This is a genomic window from Mesorhizobium sp. DxT (assembly GCF_058448885.1).
Genome location: NZ_JBZFLJ010000008.1, coordinates 39,790 through 57,070, shown reverse-complemented (window position 1 = coordinate 57,070; position 17,281 = coordinate 39,790). Strand labels below are relative to the sequence as shown.

The following is a 17,281-nucleotide window of genomic DNA, read 5'->3' as shown; positions in this document are numbered from 1 at the left end:
CTTTCAGTTCGAGGCAAGACGATGACCGAGCTGCTGATCCGCGGCGCGCGGAAAGCCTATGGCGCGACGCTGGCTCTTCGCCGCGGCGATTTCGACCTCAAGGGCGGTGAAGTGCACGTGTTGATCGGCTCGAACGGGTCGGGCAAGAGCACGCTTTGCAAGATCGTCGCCGGTTCGGTGAAGCCGGACGCCGGCGAGGTCATCCTCAACGGCCAGCCCGTCACCATCGCCGGCCCGCAGGCTTCCCGCGCGCTCGGCATCGGCATTTTCTATCAGGAGCTCAGCCTGTCGGCGCGGCGTACGGTCGCTGAGAACATCCTGCTCCCCGACCTGCCGATGAAGGGCGGGCTGTTCGTCGATCGGGCCGCACTCGCCAGCCGTGCGGCGGGCTACATCGCGGAGTTCGACGGCGTTTCCGGCGAAGGGTTCGCCGCCGACACGCCCGTTTTCAAGCTGCGCGCCGACCAGCGCCAGCTCGTCGAGATCATGAAGACGCTGGCGACCGAGGCGCCCATCCTCATCTTCGACGAGCCGACCTCCGCGCTCGACCGGGCGCAGGTCGAACGGTTCTTCGAAATCCTTAAGCGGTTGAAGGGCGAGGGCAGGGCCATCGTCTTCATCTCGCACCGCATGGACGAAATCTTCGCCATCGGCGATCGTGTCACCGTCATCCGCGACGGCGAGACGGTGGCGACCTCCAACATCGCCGAAACGGATGTCCCATCCGTCATCCGCCAGATGGTCGGGGAGCATGACGAGGTTGTCGCGGCCCCGCCCGCCGCACCGGCCGTATCCGGCGATACCGGCATCGCTCTCAGCGTGGAAGGCCTCGGCGGAAGCGGCTTTGCTGACGTGTCGTTCTCTGTCGCGCGCGGTGAAATCCTCGGTTTCGGCGGGCTGCACGGGCAGGGCCAGTCGGCGGTTTTGCGCGCGATCTTCGGCGCCACGCCGCATGCGTCCGGCGCCATTGCGGTGCGGGGCGAGCCTTTCGCCGCGGCCAACCCCCGTCAGGCGATCGCCCGTGGCGTTGCCTATGTGTCGGGCGATCGCGGCCGCGACGGGATCGTGCAGGGCAGGCCGATCCTGGAAAACGTGACGCCGGTCCATTTCCTGCGCAACCGGCTGCGCATCGTGCGTCCGGGAGAGCTGCAGAAGAAGGCGGCGGGGCCGCTCGACGCGCTCAAGACGAAGTTCCAGACCATCGACCATCCGATCAATTCGCTGTCGGGCGGCAACCAGCAGAAGGTAGTCATCGCCCGCTGGCTGATCGACCGGCCAGACGTCCTCTTGCTCGATGATCCCACCAAGGGCATCGACCTTCAGGCCAAGTCGGATCTCTTCGCGCTGATCCGCCAGCTTGCCGGCGAAGGTCTCGGCATCGTGCTCTATTCGTCCGAAGATGCCGAGCTCCTGGCCAATGCCGACCGCATCCTCGTCTTCAACTCGGGCAGCGTCACGCGCGAGCTGAGCGGCGAGGACCGCACCCGTTACAACCTCTATCACGCCGCTTACGAGGCCGCCTGATGACGAGCCTTTCCGCTTCATCCCAACGCAGCGGCTTTGCAGCCGCAATCGAGCGCCTGCCATTCCTGCCCGCCGTGCTCATTCTGGTCGCTCTCATTGCGCTCAATGGCTGGTTCGAGCCCAATAGCCTCGGCTTCCGCGCCGTCACCGGCCTCGTTAGCACCTATTTGGCGCTGATGATGCTGGCGATTGCCCAGACCTATGTGGTCATGGCGGGCGACATCGACCTGTCCGTGGGCGCGATCCTGTCGCTGGTCAACGTTGTCGTCATCGTGCTGATGGACCAATGGGGTGGGGGCGGATTGACGGTTCTGGCGGCCTGTTTCGGCGGCATCCTCACCGGTCTCGCCTGTGGACTGGTCAACGGCCTCGTGGTCGCGGCCCTCCGGCTCCAGGCGATCGTTGCGACCTTTGCCACCTCGATCTTCTTCACCGGCCTTGCGCTCTACGTGCTGCCGGTTGCGGGAACGCCGGCGCCGGCCGCGTTCTGGCGCACCTATGGCGGCCGCATACTCGAAATCCCGTTCGTCTTCTGGGCTGTGGCGGTGCTTGCGCTCCTCCTCGTGGCCTTGGTGCGCACGCGGCTGACCACCTTGCTGCTCGCCGTCGGCGACGATGCGCAGGGCGCCTTCCAGAGTGGCCTGCCGGTCGTTGCCATTCGCATCAAGGGCTATGTGCTTTGCGGCCTGTTCGCCGCGCTTGCCGCACTCTGCATCACCGGTGACACGGCCAGCGGCGACCCGTTGGTCGGCGGCAAGATGACGCTCTACAGCGTCGCGGCCGTCGTTCTCGGCGGCAGCGCGCTTTCAGGCGGCAAGGGCACGGTGGTCGGCTCGCTGGTTGGCGCGCTCATCATCGGTCTCATCAATTCGCTGGTGTTCTTCGTCGGCACGCCATCCGAGTGGCAGAACCTCGTCCAGGGCCTCGCGATCCTCATCGCGCTAATGGCCGGCGTCTTCGTCGGCCGGAGGGTCGGACAATGAGCGCACCGGCAAGCACCCAAAAGACGACGCCCGGCGGCAATGCCGTGCTCGATCTCGTCAAGCAGCCCATCGTCGTCGCTCTGATTCTGATCGCCGTTTTGCTCGCCCTTGGCGAGGCGCTGTCGCCCGGTTTCGCCTCGCTGCAGCAGATCCTGCGGCTGGCCATCGTGGCCGCATTGCTCGGCATCGTGGCGGCCGGCCAGAACCTCGTCATCCTCGGCGGCCGCGAAGGCATCGACCTGTCGGTGGGCGGTGTCGTCTCCCTGTCGGCGATCCTAGCCGGCAACATCATGTCGGGTCAGGATGGCGGCATCCTGCCGGCCGTTCTCGCCTGCGTGGCCGTCGGCGCTCTCTTCGGGCTCTTCAACGGCCTCGGCGTGACCTTGCTGCGCATCCCGCCGCTGGTCATGACGCTGGGCATGCTGGGCGTGCTTCAGGGGCTGCTGGTGGTCATCCGCCAGGGCATCCCCTCCGGGCGCGCAGCACCCGCCCTGTCGCAATTCGTGTCCCAGCCGTTCCTGTTTGGCCTGCCCGGCATCATCTGGCTGTGGATCGCGATCGGCCTGTTCATGGCCTTCCTGCTCAAGCGCACCGTGTTTGGTCACCGCATCTATGCGGTCGGCTCCAACGAGCAGGCGGCGTTCATGGCGGGCGTTCCGGTGCGCACCATCAGGGTGGCGCTGTTCATGCTGTCGGGCATGTTCGCGGCCATCGCCGGCATCTGCCTGCTCGGTTATTCCGGCTCGTCCTTCGCCAATGTCGGCGAGACCTACATGCTGCCGTCGATCATCGCCGTGGTGCTGGGCGGTACGCCGCTTGCCGGCGGTCGCGGTGGCTACACCGGCACGATGGCAGGCGCCATGCTGCTGGTGGTGCTGCAAAGCATCCTGACGACCATCAACATCGACGAATCCGGCCGCCAGATGATCTTCGGTGCCACGCTTCTAGTGCTGATGCTGTTCTACGGCCGCGGGAAAGCGATGCGGGGATGAACAGTCGCGCCAAGATCAAGGACATCGCGGCGTCGGTCGGCGTATCGCCGGCAACCGTCTCGCGCGCGCTGACCGGGTCTGGCCTCGTGGCGGAACCCACGCTCAGCCGCATCCGCGAAGCGGCGCAGAAGATGCATTATCGCCCCAACGTCTCGGCGCGCAACCTGCGCACCCAGCGTTCGATGGCGGTGTTGATGGTCGTACGCGACGTCGGCAACCCCTTCTATCTCGAGATCCTCAAGGGCGTGGAAACGACGGCCCGCGAGGCCGGCTACTCCGTCCTCATGGGCAACACCGAGAACAACCCCGAGCGCGAGGTCGAATATTTCGACATGCTGCGCGACGGCCATGCCGACGGCATGATCCTGATGACGGGCAAGCTCCCCGACCGCGCCGGCTATTCCGAACAGGTGCGTGGCCTGCCCGTGGTTGTGGCACTGGAAGAGATCGCCGAAAGCGGGCTCCCGCACGTCATGATCGACAACGAGGCCGCATCGCGCCGCGCCGTCGAGCATCTGATCGGCCTCGGCCATCGCCGCATCGCCCACATCACCGGCCCCGTGCCCGAAATCATGAGCCTGCGCCGTCAGGACGGCTATCGTCGCGCCATGGCCGCTGCGGGGCTGCCGATACCGGAGGGATACGAACCGGTAGGTGATTATCTTCTGCATACCGGCGAGCGCCTTTGCCGCGACCTGTTCTCGCTGGCCGAGCCGCCCACGGCCGTCTTCGTTGCCAATGACGAGATGGCCTTCGGCGCGATCAACGAGCTGCGCCGCATGGGGCTCGACGTGCCCGGCGACGTGTCGGTGGTCGGCTTCGACGACCTTTTCCTGAGCCAGGCCTTCCACCCGCCGCTGACCACCGTCAGCCAGCCGCGCATGGCCATCGGCCAGCAGGCGATGGAGCTGCTGCTGCGCGTCTTCTCCGACGAGGGCGTGGCCCCGTCGGCGGTGGAGATGCCGACCGAACTCAAGTTGCGCGGATCCACTGCGGCGCCGCGCGCCCAATCCTGAAAAGACAGAACAACGGAGACAACCCATGGGCTTCGAGCCGAAGAACACGCTGCGTATCGGTCTGGTCGGCACGGGCTTCATCGCCCAGTTCCATCTGCGTTCGATGCTGGGCGTACGCAACGTCGAGGTGACGGGCGTCTACAGCCGCAGCGGCGACAAGCGGCAGAAGATTGTCGAGCTGGTCGACGAGCTGGGCCTTGGCCACTGTACCGCGCATGAGAGCCTGGAAGGCCTGCTGCAGGCCGGCGATGTCGATGCGGTCTGGATTCTCTCGCCCAACCACACCCGGCTCGACATCATGCGCACCATTCATCAGGAGGTGACGGCTGGGCGTTCGAAGATTTTCGCCGTCGCCTGCGAAAAGCCGCTGGCGCGCACCATCGGCGAGGCGCGCGAGATGCTTCGGCTCGCCGAGGAGGCCGGCCTCAACCACGGTTACCTCGAGAACCAGGTGTTCTGTACGCCCGTCATTCGCGGCAAGGAGATCATCTGGCGCCGCGGTGCATCGACCACCGGCAGGCCCTATCTGGCGCGCGCGGCGGAGGAGCATTCCGGCCCGCACGAGGCATGGTTCTGGCAGGGCGACAAGCAGGGCGGTGGCGTGCTGTCGGACATGATGTGCCACAGCGTCGAGGTCGGCCGACACCTGCTGACGGCGCCCGGCGCGCCGCGCAATTCGCTCACCGTCAAGGCTGTCAACGGCATGGTCGCCAACCTCAAATGGACGCGCCCGCATTATGCCGACCAGCTTCGCGAGCGTTACGGGGCCGAAGTCGACTACCGCAATCGCCCGTCCGAGGACTTCGCCCGCGCGACGATTTCGCTGGAGGACGAGGAGGGCAACGAACTGGTGATAGAGGCCTCGACCTCCTGGGCCTATGTCGGTGCGGGTCTGCGCATCCAGCTCGAGCTGCTGGGCCCGGAATATGCGATGGAGTTCAACTCGCTGGCGACCGGCCTGAAAGTCTTCATGTCGCGCGCCGTCACCGGGTCGGAGGGTGAGGACCTCGTCGAGAAGCAGAATGCCGAGCAGGGGCTGATGCCGGTGCTTGAGGACGAAGCCGGCGTCTACGGCTACACCGACGAAAACCGCCACATGGTGGAGTGCTTCCGCAAGGGCGAGACGCCCCTCGAGACCTTCCACGATGGCCTCGCCGTCGTCGAGATGCTGATCGGCCTCTACCGTTCGGCAGAGACCGGTCAGACGGTGAATTTCCCCGCGCCGGAGCTGGAAGACTACGTGCCGCCCGTCGCGCGTCCCCGGGCCTGACGGTCGCACCGTGGAAGCCGAACGCATTCTGGTTCTTGGCAACGTCAACGTCGATCTCGTCATGGGCGAGGTCGACGGCTGGCCTGCCGTCGGCACGGAGGTGATCCTCCCACGCAGCGAGATGCGTGCGGGCGGCTCCGCCGGCAACACAGCTCTGGCTTTGTCGGGCCTGCGCGTCCCCCACCGGCTGGTCGCCTCGGTCGGCACCGACATGATGGGCGACTGGCTCGCCGGCTGCTTCGACGACGCCTACTCGACATGGATCGCGCTGGATGGCGCCACCACGCTGACGGTCGGCATCGTGCACAAGGGCGGCGACCGCGCCTTCTTCACCACGACCGGGCATCTGGCCGTCGCCGGTGTCCGGGAACTCCTTGCGCACGCTCCGCAAGCGCCGGCAGGCAACGCCTACGCCATCATTTCCGGTGGCTTCCTGATGCCCGAGATCGAGCGCGAAACCTCCACCTTGATCGCCGCGCTGCAGGCGAGGGGCTGGAAAGTAACCATCGATCCCGGCTGGCCGCCCGCCGGCTGGACGGCACAGACCCGCGAACTGATGCGTGTGTGGCTGGCTGCGGCCGACATCGCGCTCATCAATGCGGAAGAGGCGAAGGGCATCGCCGCGGCGGATACGCTCGATGCCGCGATGATGTCCCTGCGCCCGGAAGCGGCTTCGGACCGGATGCTGGTGGTCAAGAGCGGCGCCGACGGGGCGATTGTTATCCAGCGCGACGAGACGATCGCCATCGAGGCGCCCAAGGTCGAGGTCATCGACACGGTCGGAGCCGGCGACACCTTCAATGCCTGCTTCCTCTCCGTGCTCGCGCGCGGCGGCAGCCTGCGCGAGGCCGGCGAGGGCGGTGTCCGCGCCGCCTCCAGCGCCATCTCCACTTTCCCGCGACGTTACGACCTCTGATCCACCCTCCACGGGTGGAGCGTTTTCCACCTCTGCGCGTTGTTTGCGCAGAGGAGACTGATCATGACTGAGATACTCTGGCTGCTGATCGTTATAGGCGGCCCCATTTTGATCGCCGTACTTTTGGCATACGCGATGCTTAATCGCCGGAAACGCTCGACAGGCGAGGTGGCCGCGCAGCGCAGTGCCACGCGCCAGCTCTACGAAGAGAAGGAAAAGCCTGCTCCCGCGCCACTCAACAAAGTGGCGACGCCCGACGAGTCGCGTGAAACGCCTGCGACGCGCTCCCTGCGCGCCGAACGGGCTCGCGCAGACGCCGAAGAAGAACTGGAAGAGGGGCTGGAAGACACGTTTCCCGCCAGCGATCCGGTTTCAGCCACGTCCACCACAACCACCGGCGCGCCGAAGCAGCGCCGCAACGGTCAGTAGTCGCGCTCGAAGAACACGCCGAGGGACGAGTCGCCGTCGCTTCCGAGCGAGCCGCGCGCCTTCAGTTCCTCGGTGATGTCGAGATTGATCGTCCCGCGCGTCGAGCCCTGCGCGCCGGCTTCCACGCCCAGATAGATGTTGTGGCTGATGTAGCGGCCAGCCCGCACGGCCGCATTGCCTTCGCTGTCGGTCACGACGTCGAGATCGTCGAGGCCCGTCGCGTTACGCAGGCTGCCGAGCAGCGAGGTGTTCGAGCCGCCCGCCAGTTCGGCCGCCGCTGCCGCAAGCTGCGCGATCTGCAGCGGCGACAATTCGCTCAGGCCCCGGTTGAAGATCAACCGCGCCAGCACCTCGTCCTCCGGCAGCTCCGGCTGCGAGGAGAACGATATGTCGAGATCGGAAATGCGTCCCGACACCGTGATGAACACCGTGATGTCATCGCTACCTGAACGGGCGACGAAGTTGAGGAACGGATCGAGGTCCCCCACCATCGTTACCGTGCCTTCGTCGAAGGTGATACGCTGGGCGAGGATCGAAAGCCGGCCGCGAATGAGGTTGAAGCCCCCCACCGGCTGGATGTCGGTCACCGGCCCCGTAAGCTGCACGCGCCCGCCGAGTTCCGCGTCGAGCCCTCGGCCGCGCACGAAGATGCGGGCAGGGGCGTTCACACCGACATTGAGCCGCAGCACGCTCGGCCGCGCCGAGGGCGTCGGCGTGCCGTCATTGGCCCGCGCGCGCTCCAGTGTCCGCTGTACGCCGGGCGGTGGGTTTCGGTGGATGACGTCGATGGAAGCAGCACCTCCGGCCAGATTGTCCGGCACGGTGATCTCCGCGCGCTCGACATTGATTTCGCCCGCAAGTACCGGATCCCGGGTCAGCGCGCCGGTAACTGCAAGGTTGCCGTTCACCGTTGCGACCACCATGTCGCCGTCTGCATAGCGCGCCTGGTTCAGCGCGACGCGGATGTCGGCCGGGAAGCCCGCCGCTGCGTTGGTCGACATCGTACCGCTGGCGCTCAGGCTGCCGCCGGCCGACAGCGCGGCGTTTGCCGAGCGGATGGTCACGGTCTCGCCGTCGATCGACGCCATCACGTTGATGTCGCGCAGGCCGACATTGCTTTCGGGATCGATCACCTGCGCGCCGTTGGTCGAGGCCATGCCGCGGATGACTGGCTGCTGAATGCTGCCTGACACAGAGCCGCTGAGCTGCACGACGCCGACGAGCTGCGTGCCGCGGTCGGCCAGGAAGCGGTTCGCCAGCGACAGCGGTGCAGCGCCGTTGAGGTTCACGGAAAGGCCGTTGCCGGAAAGGGGCACCGTGCCGCTCGCGTCGAGCGACAGGCCGGCCGGTCCGCTTACCGAAACGGCCGAAAGGGTCACCGCCTGATCGGCGAAGCGGCCCGCTGCGGTCGCGTCAAGCGAAGCAATGCCTGCCGCCTGCAGGGGAGCGGCGCTGAGGCTGCTGCCGCGCAGGTTGAAATTCGCCTGCGGCGCGCTCGTCGTCCCGGCAACCCGCGCGGTTCCGGTTATGGTTCCGCCGAGGTTCTGGCCGGGCGCAACGCGGTTCAACGCCGCCAGCGGAAACGCATTGAGGTCGATGTCCAGCGCGAGCTGGCCGTCATCGAGCGGCACGCCTCCGCGCACATCGGCGCGCAGGCCTTCCGGGCTGCTGATTGCGGCGTCCACATTCAGCCGCTGGCCGGTCGTCTCGCCGCTCGCCCGCACGGTTAGTGAGCTTTGTCCCGCCTGCTGCAACGCAGCCGCGGTAATCGCGTCTCCACTGAGCGTGAATCGCGCGTTCGGCGCGTTGCGCTCGCCGGAAACGGTCGCATCGGCGTTGAGCGTGCCGCCGAGGCCGAGGTCCGGACGTACCAGATTGGCAATCGACAGCGGCAGCCGCGCGATCGAAACGTCGAGGTCGATGGTCCGCGCGATGTTGCCGTCCGCCGAGATGCGTCCACCGGCGACGTCGACGGCCAGCGAATCGATCTCGATGCTGTCGCCGACGATCAGCAGAGATGCCGGTTCCAGCAGGCGGGCGGTGACGACGCCCTGGCCGAGCGACGCTTCCTCGAGACCGATGCGGAAGCCATCGCCTTCAGGGGCAAGCGCGCCGCGTGCCCGCGCCTCGGTGCCGTTATCCAGCGTGGCGTCGGCCTCGAAGGCGGTGGTCTCGCCGCTGCTCTGCGCGCTCGCGTTAAGGGTCGCGACTTCGACGCCGCCTGCAACCAGCGCCTCCGCCCTGATGGTGCCATCAACGACCGGCACGCCGAAGAGGTCTTCGAGCTGCGCTTCGATGTCGGCCTGGCCGAGCTGCGTTTCGCCCATGCGGAAGCCGCGCACGGTCGCCTCCGCCGTTGCGTTCTGTTTGCCTTCCTCGGTTGCGGAAAGCGCCACAGTCGCATCGACGGCACCTGCCGCTTCAACGAGGAACAGGGCGGCAGCCGTCGAGATGTCTGCGGCGTCGACAGCCAGATCGCCGTCGAGCAGGCCGGTCGGGCCCTGCGTGACCGATCCGGTGAGCCGTGCGCCGCCGGCGGTGAATTCGAGGTCGCTTAGGCGGCGCTCGCTGGCCGCTGAAGCAACGCCAGCCGAGAGCTGGACGCGCACGCCGTCGAGGAAAGCGTCGCCGCCGACCGTGCCAGCAACCGCGCCGCCGTCCAGCGTGCCGTCGAAGGCGATCTGTGCCTGCGTCAGGCGCTTGCCCGCGAGGCTGCCGTCGGCCACCCGCGCTAGCGTGTTGATGGCGATTGGCCCTTCGCTGCCGGAAAGCCGTCCGCGCGCTTCGAGCCGGCCCTGCGCCTGCTGCGATACGAGCGCGAGGTCGGAAAGGGTCAGCGCGTAGTCGAAATCGGCCGCGCCCGTGGCGATGGTGCCGTCTGCGGTCAATTCGATACGCTCGTTGCCGACGCGCAGGTTCTCGGCGGACAGCCCGTTCTCGCCGCGCGCGACCCGGCCGGTTATCGTTGTTTCCCCGCCCAGCAGATTGTCCGCGGCCTCGATCCCGATGCGCAGTTCGTTCGCCGCACTGTCGATCGTGAGGTCGAACGCGCCGCTGACGGGCCGCACCTCGCCATTGGCGCGCAGGTCGAGAGAGCCTTGCAGGTCGCGGCCTGCGAGGCCGGAGAAGGGCGCTATGCTTTGCGCCTGAACCGCCATGTCGCCGTTGAAGGCCAGTTCGGCGATCGTGCCTTCCAGCGAGACCGATAGGCCGTTGCCGGAAAGCACCGCGTTGGCGAGGTCCACTGGCGCGCCGGCGTTCCATGAGCCGTCGACATCGAGTGTGATCTCGTCGCCCAGCGCCTCGCTCACATCCGCGCGGGCTGCGATGATGCCCGACAGGGCCCCGTCGACGCCAAAGGTGATGCTGCGCGCGTCCGGCCGGTCGAGGTTGCGGGCGAGCCCGCCGAGATCGAAGACTGCGCGCTCGGCGGTGAACTCGGGCGTCGCCAGCGCGTCGACCGCGATTTGGCCCGACCATTCTTCGCTGCCGGCTTCGCCGAAGGAGAGGTCCACCGTGGCGCGTCCGACGGTCGTCTCGCCGCCCGGCAGCGGGAGCACCACGCGCTCGTCGCTGCCGTTGTCGATCGTCGCATCGAGGTTCAGACGGCGCAGAAACCCGTCGGCCTGCGTTTCGGCTGTAGCCTGCAGCGACAGTGCCGCGCTGCGCAGATCGAGCGTATCGAGCCGCATGCCGCCTGCATCCTTGACGACGCCGCGCGCCTCGAGCGTCGTTTCCGCGCCGAAGAAGTCGCGGAACTGTACCGGGATCAGCCTTGCGATCGGCCCGGAAAGCTCCGCGCCATAGGCCAGGCCTTCGTCCTGTCGGCGGATCTGCGTGATGCCGCTCAGCACGCGCTCGCCGTCGGCGTCGAGCGCCAGCGTCACGTCGAGGCTCGACAATGGCCCCGCGCCGGTAACCTCGAGAGCGACCGGTGGCCGGCCCTCGATATTCAGCGCGTTGGCGACAATGCCGTCTGCCGGTTCGGAAAGCTTCAGATCGAGGTCCAGCTCCTCGGTTTCGTTCGCATAGGTTGCCGTCAGGCCGAACTGCCCGCCGGGGCCGTCCAGTCGCGTGATGTCGAGAGCGGTATCGAGCGAACCGTCTTCCAGCCGGATGCGGCCCGCGACCGAAAGCTCGGATTCAAGGCCGAACACGTCCTGTCCGAAGCTGATCGAAGGCACTTCCAGCGCATCCAGATTGATCGCGATGGGTAGTTCGGGGATCTGGAACGAGCTCGATTCCGGCGCCGGCAGGCTTTCGTCCGGGATCGGCTTGCGAACCACCTCGATCCGTTCGGCGCTCAGCGTGTCGATCTGCAGGCGCTGCCGCAACAACAGCGTCGTCCGGCTCCATACGATGGAGGCGTTGACGATGCGCAGCCACACACCTTCATTGTCGGCGACGGTGATCTGGCCTATCTGCGCATTGGAGGACAGAGCGCCCTGGATGCCCTGTATCCGGATCTGACGGTTCGGCGCGGACAGCCGGTCCTCGATGAAGGACATCAGGAGCCCGCGTTCCTCTTCCGGCGTTTCCTGCTGCGCAAGGGCAGGGGCCGTCATTAGGAACATCAGAAGGGCGGCGAGAATGCGCATCAGAATGCCTGTCCTATGCCGACATAGACGCCGACGCTGGGATCGCCCTCCCGGCGGTCGAGCGGAACGGCCACGTCGAGCCGGATCGGCCCGAGCCCGGTGATGTAGCGCAGGCCCACACCAGCGCCCACCCGCACATCCTCGTTGAAGCTCGGGATCGTGTCCTCGCCGACATAGCCGGCATCGACGAACCCGACGACGCCGATGGAATCGGTGACGCGAACGCGCGCCTCGACCGATGCTTCCGCCAGCGAGCGGCCGCCGATCACATTGCCGGCGGCCGTCGGCACACCGATATTGCGGTAGCCGTAGCCGCGTACCGAGCCGCCGCCGCCGGCAAAAAACAGCATGTCCGGCGGCAATTGGGCGATCGAGGGCCCCGTCAGCATCCCCAGCTTGAGCCGACCAGCCAGCACGAAGCGGTTCTCCGCGCCGAACCCGTAATAGGCGCGGGCCTCGGCGGTGGCTTTGAAGGCCGGGTTGCCGTATTCGAACTCGTAGAACGGATAAGCGGTCGCCTCGAGGAACAGGCCCTCGGTTGCGTCTGCGGCGTTGTCGCGGCTGTCATAGCTGAGGCTGCCCGACACGCCGATGGTGGTGAAATCGCGCCTGCCGAATTCGTCGTCGTCGAAACGCGCCCGCCCACCCATCAGGAACAGCTTGGCCGACAGCTCCTCGCTGAAGAGGTGCGTGAAGCCGCCGGTCGCGGTGACGGCGGTGCGGGTATAGGCGTCAAGCACCTCGCGGTCGCCGAAGAGCGATGCCGTGAAATCGGTATCCGGCGTATAAACGCCGGGCTTTACGAAGGTCGCGCCCACGCGATAGGTGAATTCGTCCGGTTTGAAGGTTTCGCCGATGCCAGCGACCTTGGCTTCGACACGCAGCCGCTCGGCGCGCCCGAAGAGGTTGCGGTGCAGCCAGAAGGTCTCGAGCCCCAGCCCGTCGATGGTCGAATAGGTGCCGCCGACACCGAAGCGGCGCGGCAGCCGTTCCTGCACGATATAGGTGATCGGCAGCATGCCGTTGGCGTCCAGCATCTCCGCTTCCTGGAAGCGTGCGGCGCGGAAGACGTCGAGGCGGGCGATGCGGGTGCCGGCCCGCTTGATGTCGTCGGGGTCGTATTCCTGCCCCTGCCGTAACCCGGTCATCCAGGCGAGCCATTCCGGGTCGATCCGCTCCGCGCCCTCCACGGTCACCGGTCCGTAATAGGCCTTCTGGCCCGGATCGACGGTAATGCGTGCATCGATGACATCGGCATCGTGTGCCGCCTCGACGCGCCGGTCGGCTATCTCGGCCTTGGCATGACCCTGCTGGCGCCAGGCTTCCACCGCAAGCCGCTCGGCGCGCAGCACGGCGCCCGACTTTGCGACCTCACCAGCGGCGAAACCTTCGTCACGCGGGTCGTCGACCTCGTCGCGGCGGTTGGTTGCCGGCGGCGCCTGGTTGACGATCTCGGCCTCGCGGAAAGTGAAGAGGGGGCCTGGATCGACGGTCACCAGCACGGTGGCCGGCTCGGCCAGCGTGGCATCGGGCGCAAGCTCGGCGGCCTCACGTCCGTCTATGCGGATCGAGATCGTGCCGCCGTAGCGTCCTTCGGAATAAAGCGTCGCAAGCAGCCGGCGATAGTCGCCACGGGCCTTTGCCAGCAGGCCGGCAGCACCCGAGGCCGGTTCCTCGCGGTCGGCCCATAGCGTCGAGGCGCCGCGCAGCTTTCGCTCCAGCCCGTCCTCGTCCTCGCCGACGGCGAACTCGACATCGTAGTTCTGCGGCTCGCCGATCACCAGGTCTTCCTCGGCCGGTTCATCGCGGCCGAAGAGCTTGAGCCCGAAAATCTCGAACGCATGTGCGGGCAGCGGCGCGGCCATGGCCACGCACACGACACCCGCAACGACACGGAAAGCCAATCCTGGAGACGACCTGCGCCCGATCAAGCGTACACCTTACACATCACAACAATCGCGCTGGCTTCTGGCTGCCACCGGCGCGATTATCGATGTCATAACCTTAAGAATCCGCTTTCAACGGACCGCACCCGGGGCAATCTACCGATGCGGCACCCCCTTGTCCAACGCCCCCCGGTCACGGAATGTTACGGAACATCCTGTTGTTCTTCACGTTTTCTTGTTTCGGCGGGGCTGCGGAACAGGAGCAAGACCATGCCCGCAACATCCAAGGCACAGCAGAAGGCAGCCGGCGCGGCGCTTGCCGCCAAGCGCGGCGAGATCAAGAAATCCGAGCTGCAGGGCGCCTCCCGCGAAATGTATGAATCGATGACCGAAGACCAGCTCGAGGAATTCGCGGAAACCAAGCGCAAGGGCCTGCCGGAAAAGAAATCCGACTGATCGCCAGTCCTGCCCTGCGTCCTTCGAGGCTCGCTGCGCTCGCGCCTCAGGATGAGGAGGTGGTTTGTGAGCCCATGACGTCGGGGTTCGATCTGCTCGCACTTCAAGATGAAGATGGCAGTTTGTCGAACCCGCTGCATTATCGGCTCGATGCACAACATCCCTCATCCTGAGGTGCGAGCCGTAGCGAGCCTCGAAGGACGCACCAGGGGATTTGAAGGGCCGATATTACCGTGCCGCCAGGAACGCGGCGATTGCCGGTATCCGCAAATGATCGACCAGCGCCACGCGGCCGGGCGTGAAGTGACTCTCGACATCGAGCATGTTGACGGTTCCCAGCACCTTGCCGCGCACGAAGACCGGCATGTTGACGCAGGAGCGGCAGCCGAGCGAGCCGATCAGCTCCCAGTCGGGGAAGTGGCCCGCGATCGCCTCCAGCGTGTTGGCGACGAACAGTTGCTTGCCGATGACCACCTGTTCGAACCAGGGATCGACGGTGATCGGCTTGGTCCCGGACACCGGATAGGCCTCCGGCATGTTGGTATAGAGCCGCCGTGCGACTTCGGCGTCGAGGTCGACCGTCGTCACCGTGAACAATTTCGCGCCGACAATCTGCTGGGCCAGCGCCTGCAATGCCTGCCAGGGCTTCTGCGGCCCGGTTTCCTCTGCGATGGCGCGGTGAAATGCGCCGAGCGCGGCTTCGATGTCCTGCGATGTCATGGGTGTCCTCAGGCGGATAGGCGCGTCGTGCTCTTTTCTACGAGTTCGCGCGAATAGGGGTCGGTCATGGTGTTGGTCTTGAGTGCGTCGACCGTCGCCACCTCCACGATGCGGCCCTGCCGCATGACGGCCAGCCGGTCGCACAGGAAGGAGACGACAGGCAGGTCGTGGGTGACGAGGATGTAGGTCAGGCCCTGTTCGCGGCGCAGGCGCTTGAGCAGATTGAGGATTTCGGCCTGGACCGAGACGTCGAGCGCCGAGGTCGGCTCGTCCAGCAGCAGGATTTTCGGCTTGAGCATCAGCGCGCGGGCAATCGCCACGCGCTGCCGCTGCCCACCGGAAAGCTGGTGCGGCAGCCGGAACCGGAATTTCGGGTCGAGCCCGCAGGCCTCCATCATCTCCGGCACCCGCTTGTCGGCCCCGCCGATGCCGTGGATGGTCAGCGGCTCCGACAGCGTCGCGTCGACTGTCTGGCGTGGATGCAGCGATCCGTACGGATCCTGAAACACCATCTGGCAAAGTGCCGCGAATGTCCGGTCGATGCGCTTTCCGCGCGCCTTGCCGAACAGCGAGATTTCGCCTTCCCAGTCCGGCGCGAGCCCGGTAATGGCGCGCAGCACGGTCGATTTGCCGGACCCGCTCTCACCCACCAGCCCGAAGCATTCGCCCTCGGCGATGTCGAGCGAGAGGCCTTCCACGACAAGGGTTTCGCCGTAGGAGATGTCGAGGTTGCGCAGTGAGATCGCGTTCATGCCGTCTCCCACTGGCTTCGGGCGAGCACGGGAAGCTCCTCGCGCGTTTCATCCAGCCGCGGCACGGATGCCAGCAGGCCGCGCGTGTAGGGGTGCGTGGCCTTGTCGAGTTCGCTCGCCCGGCATTCCTCCACCACCTCGCCGCGATACATGACGAGGATGCGGTCGCAGAAGGCGGAAACCAGATGCAGGTCGTGGCTGATGAAGATCAGCCCCATGCCGTTTTGGGTGATCAGCTCGTCGATGATCTTCAGCACCTCGCCCTGCACCGAAACGTCGAGCGCCGAGGTCGGCTCGTCTGCTATCAGGATCGATGGGGCAGGGATCAGCATCATGGCGATCATCACGCGCTGGCCCATGCCGCCCGAGACCTCATGCGGGTAGAGGTCGAACACCCGTTCGGGATCGCGGATCTGCACCGCCTCCAGCATGTCGAGCACCCGCTGGCGTATCTGCTTGCGCGGCAGCTTCTCGTGCACGGCCAGAGCCTCGCCGATCTGCTCGCCGACGGTCAGCACCGGGTTGAGCGAGAATTTCGGGTCCTGCATCACCATCGAGATGCGCGCGCCGCGCACCTTGCGCATCTCGCGCTCGGAGATCGACAGCAGGTCCTTGCCGTCGAAGCGCAGCCTGTCAGCGGTCACCACCCCCGGCGCGCGGATGAGGCGCAGGATCGAGCGCCCCGCCATCGACTTGCCGGAGCCGCTTTCGCCGACGATCCCCAGCCGCTCGCGGCCGAGCGAGAAGGAAACGCCGCGCACCACCTCCACCGGGCCGGTTGCGGTGGGAAAGCGCACCCGCAGGTTCTGCACGTCCAGCAGCGGTTCGCTCATTGCTTGCCTCCGCTCTTGGGGTCGAGCACGTCGCGCAAGCCGTCGCCGAGGAAGCAGAAGCCGAGAGAGACGATCACGATCGCGAAGCCCGGCATGGTGGCAACCCACCACTGGTCGAGGATGAAAGCGCGGCCACGCGAAATCATCGCACCCCATTCCGGCAGCGGCGGCTGCGCGCCGAGCCCGAGGAAGCCGAGGCCCGCCGCCGTCAGGATGATGCCGGCCATGTCGAGCGTTACCCGGATGATGACCGACGACGAGCACAGCGGCAGGATATGGCGCAGGATCACCCGCGCGGCGGATGCGCCCTGCAGGCGGATCGCGGCGATGAATTCGGAGTTGCGGAAGGTCAGCGTCTCGGCGCGTGCAATACGCGCATAGGCCGGCCACGACGTGATCGCGATGGCGATGACGGCGTTCTCGATGCCCGGCCCGAGTGCCGCGACGAAAGCGAGCGCCAGTATCAGCTTCGGCATCGACAGGAATACGTCGGTGATGCCCATCAGGATGCGGTCAGTCCACCCGCCGAAATAGCCTGAAATGGCCCCGACGATCAGGCCGAGCGGCGCTGCGATCGCCGCCACCAACAGCACGATCACCAGCGTGATGCGCGAGCCGTAGACGATGCGCGACCAGATGTCCCGCCCGAGCTCGTCGCTGCCGAGCCAGAATTCAGGCCCCGGAGGCTGCAGCCGGTCGGTCAGCGTGCCGGCATAGGGCGAGTGCGTCGCGAAGAACGGCGCGAAGACGGCCAGCACCACCAGCGTCAGGATGATCAGCGCGCCGATCACCGCAAGCGGGTTGCGCATCAGCGCCATGAAGACGCGATAGGAGCGCCCGAGCCGCGCCTGCATGCGCGAGGCGGGCGATTCCGTCAGAAGCCATTCGCGGGTCGTCGCCATCGTC

Annotated in this window: 14 protein-coding genes; 8 read left to right on the top strand and 6 right to left on the bottom strand. The window is 66.5% G+C overall.

Going from position 1 to position 17,281, the window contains the following annotated elements; genetic code table 11:
• The first annotated feature begins 21 nt into the window (after positions 1-21).
• From ACVJNE_RS15825 to ACVJNE_RS15795, 7 genes are all read left to right on the top strand, one after another.
• Positions 22-1,524 (top strand): sugar ABC transporter ATP-binding protein, encoded by a 1,503-nt coding sequence (locus ACVJNE_RS15825; RefSeq protein ID WP_499567081.1) that lies wholly within the window; start codon positions 22-24, stop codon positions 1,522-1,524.
• Entirely contained in the window at positions 1,524-2,507 is a 984-nt protein-coding gene (locus ACVJNE_RS15820) for an ABC transporter permease (protein ID WP_499567079.1), read from the top strand. The genes ACVJNE_RS15825 and ACVJNE_RS15820 overlap by 1 nt, the downstream gene beginning before the upstream one ends.
• Positions 2,504-3,499 (top strand): ABC transporter permease, encoded by a 996-nt coding sequence (locus tag ACVJNE_RS15815; protein WP_499567077.1) that lies wholly within the window; start codon positions 2,504-2,506, stop codon positions 3,497-3,499. Before ACVJNE_RS15820 ends, ACVJNE_RS15815 begins: the two co-directional genes overlap by 4 nt.
• The gene (locus ACVJNE_RS15810) at positions 3,496-4,515 is read left to right on the top strand and encodes a LacI family DNA-binding transcriptional regulator (protein ID WP_499567075.1); all 1,020 of its coding nucleotides are present in this window, start codon (positions 3,496-3,498) and stop codon (positions 4,513-4,515) included. The genes ACVJNE_RS15815 and ACVJNE_RS15810 overlap by 4 nt, the downstream gene beginning before the upstream one ends.
• 25 nt (positions 4,516-4,540) lie before the next feature.
• Positions 4,541-5,785 (top strand): Gfo/Idh/MocA family protein, encoded by a 1,245-nt coding sequence (locus ACVJNE_RS15805; RefSeq protein ID WP_499567073.1) that lies wholly within the window; start codon positions 4,541-4,543, stop codon positions 5,783-5,785.
• A gap of 10 nt (positions 5,786-5,795) precedes the next feature.
• Positions 5,796-6,701: a carbohydrate kinase family protein gene (locus ACVJNE_RS15800; RefSeq protein WP_499567071.1), complete on the top strand. Its 906-nt coding sequence runs from the start codon at positions 5,796-5,798 to the stop codon at positions 6,699-6,701.
• A 63-nt stretch (positions 6,702-6,764) separates the two neighbouring features.
• The gene (locus tag ACVJNE_RS15795) at positions 6,765-7,130 is read left to right on the top strand and encodes a cytochrome c oxidase subunit II (protein ID WP_368802804.1); all 366 of its coding nucleotides are present in this window, start codon (positions 6,765-6,767) and stop codon (positions 7,128-7,130) included.
• Here ACVJNE_RS15795 and ACVJNE_RS15790 read toward each other — a convergent pair.
• Both ACVJNE_RS15790 and ACVJNE_RS15785 read right to left on the bottom strand, forming a co-directional pair.
• A complete protein-coding gene (locus ACVJNE_RS15790; RefSeq protein ID WP_499567069.1) occupies positions 7,124-11,728 on the bottom strand; it encodes a translocation/assembly module TamB domain-containing protein in 4,605 nt (1,534 codons plus the stop codon). The two genes, ACVJNE_RS15795 and ACVJNE_RS15790, sit on opposite strands and share 7 nt — an antisense overlap.
• Complete coding sequence (locus ACVJNE_RS15785; RefSeq protein WP_499567409.1) at positions 11,728-13,593, bottom strand: autotransporter assembly complex protein TamA; 1,866 nt, start codon at positions 13,591-13,593, stop codon at positions 11,728-11,730. The genes ACVJNE_RS15790 and ACVJNE_RS15785 overlap by 1 nt, the downstream gene beginning before the upstream one ends.
• Before the next feature lie 291 nt (positions 13,594-13,884).
• On the opposite strand from ACVJNE_RS15785, the gene ACVJNE_RS15780 reads away from it, so the two are divergent.
• Positions 13,885-14,070, top strand: a complete 186-nt coding sequence (locus ACVJNE_RS15780; protein ID WP_421929866.1) for a DUF3008 family protein — start codon at positions 13,885-13,887, stop codon at positions 14,068-14,070.
• A 228-nt stretch (positions 14,071-14,298) separates the two neighbouring features.
• On the opposite strand, the gene ACVJNE_RS15775 is transcribed toward ACVJNE_RS15780, so the two are convergent.
• The 4 genes from ACVJNE_RS15775 to ACVJNE_RS15760 are packed head-to-tail and all read right to left on the bottom strand — an operon-like array spanning position 14,299 to position 17,277.
• Positions 14,299-14,790, bottom strand: a complete 492-nt coding sequence (locus tag ACVJNE_RS15775) for a GAF domain-containing protein (RefSeq protein WP_499567067.1) — start codon at positions 14,788-14,790, stop codon at positions 14,299-14,301.
• Between the two features lie 8 nt (positions 14,791-14,798).
• The gene (locus ACVJNE_RS15770) at positions 14,799-15,542 is read right to left on the bottom strand and encodes an ABC transporter ATP-binding protein (RefSeq protein ID WP_499567065.1); all 744 of its coding nucleotides are present in this window, start codon (positions 15,540-15,542) and stop codon (positions 14,799-14,801) included.
• On the bottom strand, positions 15,539-16,375 hold the full coding sequence (locus tag ACVJNE_RS15765) for an ABC transporter ATP-binding protein (RefSeq protein WP_499567063.1): 837 nt from the start codon (positions 16,373-16,375) through the stop codon (positions 15,539-15,541). Before ACVJNE_RS15765 ends, ACVJNE_RS15770 begins: the two co-directional genes overlap by 4 nt.
• Positions 16,372-17,277, bottom strand: a complete 906-nt coding sequence (locus ACVJNE_RS15760; RefSeq protein WP_499567061.1) for an ABC transporter permease — start codon at positions 17,275-17,277, stop codon at positions 16,372-16,374. Before ACVJNE_RS15760 ends, ACVJNE_RS15765 begins: the two co-directional genes overlap by 4 nt.
• Between the last annotated feature and the right edge of the window lie 4 nt (positions 17,278-17,281).

Excerpts from the sequence above, each read along its gene's own strand:
- ACVJNE_RS15825 (WP_499567081.1), top strand. The coding sequence starts at position 22 with ATGACCGAGCTGCTGATCCGCGGCGCGCGGAAAGCCTATGGCGCGACG.
- ACVJNE_RS15820 (WP_499567079.1), top strand. The coding sequence starts at position 1,524 with ATGACGAGCCTTTCCGCTTCATCCCAACGCAGCGGCTTTGCAGCCGCA.
- ACVJNE_RS15815 (WP_499567077.1), top strand. The coding sequence starts at position 2,504 with ATGAGCGCACCGGCAAGCACCCAAAAGACGACGCCCGGCGGCAATGCC.
- ACVJNE_RS15810 (WP_499567075.1), top strand. The coding sequence starts at position 3,496 with ATGAACAGTCGCGCCAAGATCAAGGACATCGCGGCGTCGGTCGGCGTA.
- ACVJNE_RS15805 (WP_499567073.1), top strand. The coding sequence starts at position 4,541 with ATGGGCTTCGAGCCGAAGAACACGCTGCGTATCGGTCTGGTCGGCACG.
- ACVJNE_RS15795 (WP_368802804.1), top strand. The coding sequence starts at position 6,765 with ATGACTGAGATACTCTGGCTGCTGATCGTTATAGGCGGCCCCATTTTG.
- ACVJNE_RS15790 (WP_499567069.1), bottom strand. The coding sequence starts at position 11,728 with ATGCGCATTCTCGCCGCCCTTCTGATGTTCCTAATGACGGCCCCTGCC.
- ACVJNE_RS15785 (WP_499567409.1), bottom strand. The coding sequence starts at position 13,593 with ATGGCCGCGCCGCTGCCCGCACATGCGTTCGAGATTTTCGGGCTCAAG.
- ACVJNE_RS15780 (WP_421929866.1), top strand. The coding sequence starts at position 13,885 with ATGCCCGCAACATCCAAGGCACAGCAGAAGGCAGCCGGCGCGGCGCTT.
- ACVJNE_RS15775 (WP_499567067.1), bottom strand. The coding sequence starts at position 14,790 with ATGACATCGCAGGACATCGAAGCCGCGCTCGGCGCATTTCACCGCGCC.
- ACVJNE_RS15770 (WP_499567065.1), bottom strand. The coding sequence starts at position 15,542 with ATGAACGCGATCTCACTGCGCAACCTCGACATCTCCTACGGCGAAACC.
- ACVJNE_RS15765 (WP_499567063.1), bottom strand. The coding sequence starts at position 16,375 with ATGAGCGAACCGCTGCTGGACGTGCAGAACCTGCGGGTGCGCTTTCCC.
- ACVJNE_RS15760 (WP_499567061.1), bottom strand. The coding sequence starts at position 17,277 with ATGGCGACGACCCGCGAATGGCTTCTGACGGAATCGCCCGCCTCGCGC.